Source organism: Holdemania sp. (assembly GCF_986127675.1).
In genome coordinates, this window is sequence record NZ_CFQZWI010000136.1 from 1 (window position 1) to 6,020 (window position 6,020).

The 6,020-nt window shown below is 53.7% G+C and carries 6 protein-coding genes; all 6 read right to left on the bottom strand.

Annotated elements, in window-relative coordinates; translation table 11 throughout:
• Window positions 1-106 precede the first annotated feature (106 nt).
• The gene (locus tag AC5OW4_RS14000) at window positions 107-832 is read right to left on the bottom strand and encodes a SigB/SigF/SigG family RNA polymerase sigma factor (protein ID WP_072684513.1); all 726 of its coding nucleotides are present in this window, start codon (window positions 830-832) and stop codon (window positions 107-109) included.
• Complete coding sequence (gene spoIIAB / locus AC5OW4_RS14005; protein WP_072684514.1) at window positions 825-1,253, bottom strand: anti-sigma F factor; 429 nt, start codon at window positions 1,251-1,253, stop codon at window positions 825-827. The genes AC5OW4_RS14000 and spoIIAB overlap by 8 nt, the downstream gene beginning before the upstream one ends.
• Window positions 1,250-1,579, bottom strand: a complete 330-nt coding sequence (locus tag AC5OW4_RS14010; RefSeq protein ID WP_072684515.1) for an STAS domain-containing protein — start codon at window positions 1,577-1,579, stop codon at window positions 1,250-1,252. The genes spoIIAB and AC5OW4_RS14010 overlap by 4 nt, the downstream gene beginning before the upstream one ends.
• Window positions 1,580-1,795: 216 nt before the next feature.
• Complete coding sequence (locus AC5OW4_RS14015; protein ID WP_270191291.1) at window positions 1,796-2,947, bottom strand: D-alanyl-D-alanine carboxypeptidase family protein; 1,152 nt, start codon at window positions 2,945-2,947, stop codon at window positions 1,796-1,798.
• A gap of 74 nt (window positions 2,948-3,021) precedes the next feature.
• A complete protein-coding gene (locus AC5OW4_RS14020; RefSeq protein ID WP_295770611.1) occupies window positions 3,022-5,013 on the bottom strand; it encodes an alpha/beta hydrolase family protein in 1,992 nt (663 codons plus the stop codon).
• Window positions 5,006-6,020: alpha/beta hydrolase family protein (locus tag AC5OW4_RS14025; RefSeq protein WP_493677111.1), on the bottom strand; the 1,015-nt coding region annotated here is incomplete at its 5' end. The genes AC5OW4_RS14025 and AC5OW4_RS14020, both read right to left, overlap by 8 nt.

The following is a 6,020-nucleotide window of genomic DNA, read 5'->3' on the forward strand; positions in this document are numbered from 1 at the left end:
ATACCTATTGCGCTTTTTTGCGAAAAGCCCCGCTATTTCTTCATTTTTCATCATTTCATCACAATTAAGCCCGCAGTTTCTCCAATAAAAAAGGAGCGTCTGCTCCTCATGCGTCCTCTGTCAGTTTACATTTCAGCTTGTTCAGAATTTTCTTTTCCAGCCGCGACACCTGAACCTGCGAGATTCCCATTTTTTTAGCGATCGCTTCCTGATTATATTCCAATTCATAGCGCAGGTATATCAGATACTGTTCGCGCTGTTCCAGATGCCCGATCTCCTTTTTCAGCGCCAGCTTCATCGGCACATCTTCGCCATGCCGGTCTTCGACCTTGTCTTCCAGCTTAATCGTCGAACCGTCTTTTTGATAAAACGCCTCGTCCATTGAAGCCAGAAACTGATTCGCTTCCATCGCTAACATGACGTCGTTTTCCTCCACGTCTAAATCCTCGCCGATCTCCCGGTATGTCGGTTCCCGCTGCAGCTTCTGCGCCAGCCGTTCGCGGCTTTTCTGAACCTGCAGGTAACGTTCTTTCAGCGATCGGGAAATTTTCATCTGGCCTTCGTCGCGGAAATAGCGCTTGATCTCGCCGAGAATAATCGGCACGGCATAGGTTGAGAACATCACATTATAGCTGGTATCGAAGTTGTTGATCGCCTTCATTAAGCCCAGGCATCCGATTTGAAACAAGTCCTGGGCCGAGGAGTGCGTCTTGAAGCGGTTGACGATCGACCAGACCAGTCCGACGTTGCGCAGCACACACTGTTCCCGGGCCTGTTCGTCGCCCTGCTGGGCCTGATGCAGAAGATCGAAGAATTCCTGCTGATCATTCATGAAATTGGAGCTGCTTGACAAGCCGGACGGTTGTGCCTTCGCCAGGATGAGAACAGATTTCAAATTCGTCGGAGAAGCTCTCCATAATTGTCATCCCCATTCCGGATCGTTCCAGATCCGCCCGCGTCGTGTATAATGGCTGACGGGCCAGCGTAATGTCTTCGATCCCGATGCCTGAATCCTGGACTTCGATCGTAACCCGATGGGTTTCATCATACGATACGCTGACCTGGACCTGACCTTCCTCCCGACCCTGATAACCATGAATCATACAGTTGACGACCGCTTCGGCCAGGATGGTTTTGATCTCCATGATCTCATCCACAGTCGGATTGAGCGGCATCAGAAAAGCCACGGCGCTGGTGCGGGCAAACGCCTCGTTTTCCAGCTTGGCGTCAAAGCTCAATGTCATCCGGTTCATACATGTACCTCTTTTCTATCGTTCTCCTTTTCCACCCGCATGATCTGAAAGATCCCCGACAAAGCGAACAGCCGGCGGATAGCGGGTGAGATGTTCTTTAAAATCAGCTCGCCCTGGTAGCTTTGAACCTGATTGTAGCGGGCTAATAAAAAACCGATACCGGTGCTGTCGATAAAGGTCACGTCCTTGAAATCAAATTTCACCACGGGTGCCTGGACCCGATCTATTTCACGGATTACGTCGGCCTTGATCTTGAGAATCGACAAATTGTCCAGATCCCCGCAGAAGGCGAAGATCAAAGCATCGTCCTGTTGAATGCACTTCATACTGCATCCTCCTTTCCTCTTCATTGTAATGGAAGCCCTTTTTGTTGTGGAAATATCCGCTAAAACAAGTGTTTTTACGACATTCTTTTCATAGTGCGCCGGGGTACAGGTAAATGTTTTCCAACGTAAAAAAGCCGCTGAGAAAGCAGCGGCTTCATCGGGATAGTTCATCATTTTTGCGCGTTTATCCCGGACTACGGGTCGTGTCGCGAATTGTCAGAACAACAGTTTTTTCCAGGTTTTCAAAAGAATATCAATGAAATCCAGCGGCATGATCGCCTCTTCCGCCACCAGATCCTGACCGATCTGCGTCCCATCCTCAAAATGCAGGATTACCCGGCCGACGGTTTCGCCAGCCTGAATCGGTGCTTTTTTCTTGTCCAGCACAATTTCGGTATTGATCAAGGCGGACTGAGCGCCTTGGGCGACGATGTGGCCGATCGCCTCTTTGGTGACCAGACGGACCTCGTCCGGCTTGCCGTTATCGACCTTGATCGTCGTTACCGGCGTGCCTTTTTCCATTTCGATCTGATAGCCGTAGGTGCTGAATCCATAATCCAAAAGCGCGGAAGCTTCGCTGTTGCGGACATCGCGCGTCGGCTCGCCCATCGCGACGCCGATCAGACGCAGACCGTCGCGTTTGGCCGTCACCGTGATGCAGTACATCGACTGAGTCGTGTAGCCGGTCTTCAGGCCGTCCATCCCCTGATAGGTGCGGATCAGCTTGTTCGTATTGACCAGCCAGAATTTGTTTTCCGTATCGGCCCGGATATAGTCGTCATACGTCGAGGTAAAGCGCAGGATATCGTCCTGACCTTCCTGAATCAGCGCCCGGCCGATCGCCGCCATATCCTTGGCGCAGGAGTAATGGTTATCGTCGTGCAGGCCGGTGGCATTGACGAAATGGGTTTGTTCCAAGCCCAGCTGTTCCGCTTTTTCATTCATCATTGCGGCAAAGTTCTCCTCGCTGCCGCCGACCTTTTCCGCCAGCGCGACGATCGCGTCGTTGGCGCTGGCGACCGTCGAAGCCTTATACAGGTCTTCCACCGTCATGACCTCGCCGGTTTCCAGAAAAATCTGCGACCCGCCCATCGAGGAAGCATGCGCGGAAGCCGTCACTTCGGTATCCCAGCTCAGCTTGCCGTTATGGATCGCCTCCACCACCAGAAGCAAGCTCATCATTTTGGTCATCGACGCCGGATACAGCTTCGCAGACGAATTTTTTTCATACAAAATCTGCCCAGTTTCATAGTCAATCAAGATCGCCGCTTTTGCCGACGGCGTTAAATCGACGCCCTGCGAGGTCGTCGCATGGACGGAAACGAGAAATAAGGACAGCGCAATTACGATACTGGCAAGTTTTTTCATATCGACACCTCATTAACAGTGTATGGAGAAGCGCCCAAAATATGAAAAAAGGCAGCTTGTTTTCTGCCTGATTTCTATGATTTGTTTTCTGTTGCCGGCTTGCACCAGCGATCCATCCAAGCGGTAATCTCATAAAGTCGACGTACGCGGTGGGACGGCTTGCCGATCCGGCTCAGGCCGTGGCTTTCTCCCTTAAACAGGCACATCCGGGCTTCGACGCCGTGATGCACCAGCGCGTTGTACATCTGCATGCCCTCCTGAAGCAGACAGCGGTAGTCTTCAAACGAATGGATGAACAGCGTCGGCGTTTTGGCCTTATCCGCAAACTGCAGCGGCGACTGATCCCAGACCTTCTGCACGTCGCTCCACGGGTCGGCGCCCATCTGATCATTGTCAAAGGTAAAACCGATGTCGGCGTAACAGATTAAGGAAACCCAGTTGGCGATGCTGCGCTGGCTGGCCGCGGCCGCAAAGCGGTCGGTATGGCCGATCATCCAGTTGGTCATGTAGCCGCCGTAGCTGCCGCCGGTCACGCCGATTCGTTCAGCGTCAATCGCCGGATACGCCGCCAGAACGGCGTCGGTAAAGTTCATCAGATCGTCGTAATCGATCGTTCCATACAGCCCACGCAGCTCGGCAAACGCATTGCCCTTGCCGTTGGAGCCGCGGGGATTGCAGAACATCACGAAATATCCCTCGCTGGCCCAGAACTGCATCTCATGGAAAAATACCGGGCCATAGGCAGCCTTCGGTCCGCCGTGAATATTGAGGATTGCCGGGTATTTTTGATTGGGATCATAGTCCTTCGGTCTCAGCACCCAGCCGTCAACCTGAAACTCGCCCGCCGGAATACTCAGCGGCTCCGGTTCTGCGACGTAACAATCCTTCAGCACCGCTTCGTTGAAAGCGGTCAGCGGACGCAGCTCATTTGTTTTCAGATCGAAACAAACCAGCTCCGGCAGCTTCTGCTCCAGCATCGCGATCAGCCACAGCTTTTCGTCAGTCACGGCCAGCGCATGAATGGAGCCGTCCAGCTGCATGATTGTGTGCCAGGTACCATCCGCTTTCAGACAGCGGACTTCATCGAAGGCTCCAAGTGTATGCACCATGAACAGTCCGTCCGGGCGCATCTGCGTCTGTTTTCCCGAACCGTATTGACAATCACTGCCCAACGCGCTGCCCAAGCTTTCTTCATTTTCCGCCAACAGTTCCCGTTTTCCAGTTTGGGCGTCAAGCGTGTAGAAGAACGGATTTTCAACCGCTCCATAGCGTTTCTGATCGCTCATCGCAGCCAGAATCTGCGTCTTAGACAGCCATTGAATCTCGGCAATGCTGAACTGTCCCGGCTCCAACAAGCAATGAGATTCCAGCGTGTCCAAATCAATCCGGTACAGCCCTTCCTTCGGCTGACGAATCGTGACAAACGGCGCCCCAGAAACCACTAAATGGCCATGATCCGGGCTGATAACCGCGCGGGAAACGTGAAACTGCGGCTCGCACAGCGGTTTTAATTCATCCTGAGTTTCGTCATAGAGAAACAGCCGGCTGCGCAGACCGTTGGTATAACCGGCGCCGTCCTGATAGTACGGCTGTTCGCTGACGATCTGATAATCTGTCTCCGCCCTGCGCCGCTGATGCACGGCTTCGCGATCCGCCTCGCTCATTTTCCAATAATCCGCCGCCGTCAGATCAATCTGGGCAGTCAAAACATAAAGTCCCTTTTTGACCGGAACGATCTGCCGGACTTTCAGAGGCAGCGTGAAGGCTTTGACCGCCTCCCCGCCGTCGGTACGGATCCGGTAAAACGTCGTGGATTCGGCTTCCGGCTGCGGCTTTTCACCGCGGCTGGAAATAAACAGAAGCGTCTTTTCATCGTCCCAGACAAACAGGCTCTCATTGCCGGAGGTCAGCTGTTTCGGCTGGTCATGATCGAGCACAAACAGCTGGCCGGTGTACGCATCGTTTTCAATCCGCGTCCGCACCCAGGCCGGCTGACCGGCCGGCGACAACGCCAGTGCGGAAGGAAACTGCACGCGCTGGAAATGGTCAATCGTAATTTTATTCATGCGCGTTCTCCTTTAAATAATGATCGAACCAATCGGTCATCTCGCGCAGCCGGCGCACGCGGTGATGGCGTTTGCCGATCCGGCTCAGGCCGTGGCTTTCACCTTTAAACAGGCACATCCTCGCCTCCACCCCATGATGGACGATCGCGTTGTACATCTGCATGCCCTCCTGAATCGGACAGCTGTAATCCTCAAACGAATGGATAAAGACCGTCGGCGTTTTCACTTTATCCGCAAACTGCAGCGGCGACTGATCCCAGATTTTGACCATACCCTTCCACGGATCGGCATCCATCTGATCGGTATCGAAGGTGAAGCCGCAGTCGTCCGTGCCGATCATCGACACCCAGTTGGCGATGCTGCGCTGGCTGGCCGCCGCCCTGAAGCGGTCGGTATGGCCGATGATCCAGTTGGTCATGTAGCCGCCGTAGCTGCCGCCGGTTACGCCCAAACGGCGCGTATCGATCTGCGGCACGCGGTCTAACACGGCGTCGGTAAAGGCCATCAGATCTTCATAGTCGATCTGCCCATAGCGGCCGCGCAGATCGGCAAACCGGTCACCCTTACCATCAGACCCAGTGGGATTGCAGAAAAAGACGATATAGCCCTGTGCCGCCCAAAACTGCATTTCATGGAAGAACACCTCGCCATACGCCGTTTTCGGTCCGCCATGAATATCCAGAATCGCCGGATAGGACCGCTTTTTATCAAAGTCTGCCGGCTTCAGAATCCAGCCGTCCAGCTCATAACTGCCGCGGCTGACCATGAAATGCTCCGGCTTGGCGATCTCGGTTTCCACCAACAGTTCGTCATGAAAATGCGTGAGCTGCCGGGTCGTTTTCATTTCCGGATCCCAGCTGTAAAGCTCCTGCAGCTTCTGATCCTGTAAGCCGATCAGCCACAGCTGACCCTTGACCGTTTCAATCGCCTGAATCGCTCCCGGCCAGCTTAAAACCGCTTCGCTGCCGTGTTCATCAATCAGATCGGAAGAGCACACGTCTGAACTC

Bases quoted from the DNA above. Each gene is read 5' to 3' on its own strand.
- spoIIAB (WP_072684514.1), bottom strand. From the start codon at position 1,253: ATGAACCGGATGACATTGAGCTTTGACGCCAAGCTGGAAAACGAGGCG.
- AC5OW4_RS14015 (WP_270191291.1), bottom strand. From the start codon at position 2,947: ATGAAAAAACTTGCCAGTATCGTAATTGCGCTGTCCTTATTTCTCGTT.
- AC5OW4_RS14000 (WP_072684513.1), bottom strand. From the start codon at position 832: ATGAATGATCAGCAGGAATTCTTCGATCTTCTGCATCAGGCCCAGCAG.
- AC5OW4_RS14020 (WP_295770611.1), bottom strand. From the start codon at position 5,013: ATGAATAAAATTACGATTGACCATTTCCAGCGCGTGCAGTTTCCTTCC.
- AC5OW4_RS14010 (WP_072684515.1), bottom strand. From the start codon at position 1,579: ATGAAGTGCATTCAACAGGACGATGCTTTGATCTTCGCCTTCTGCGGG.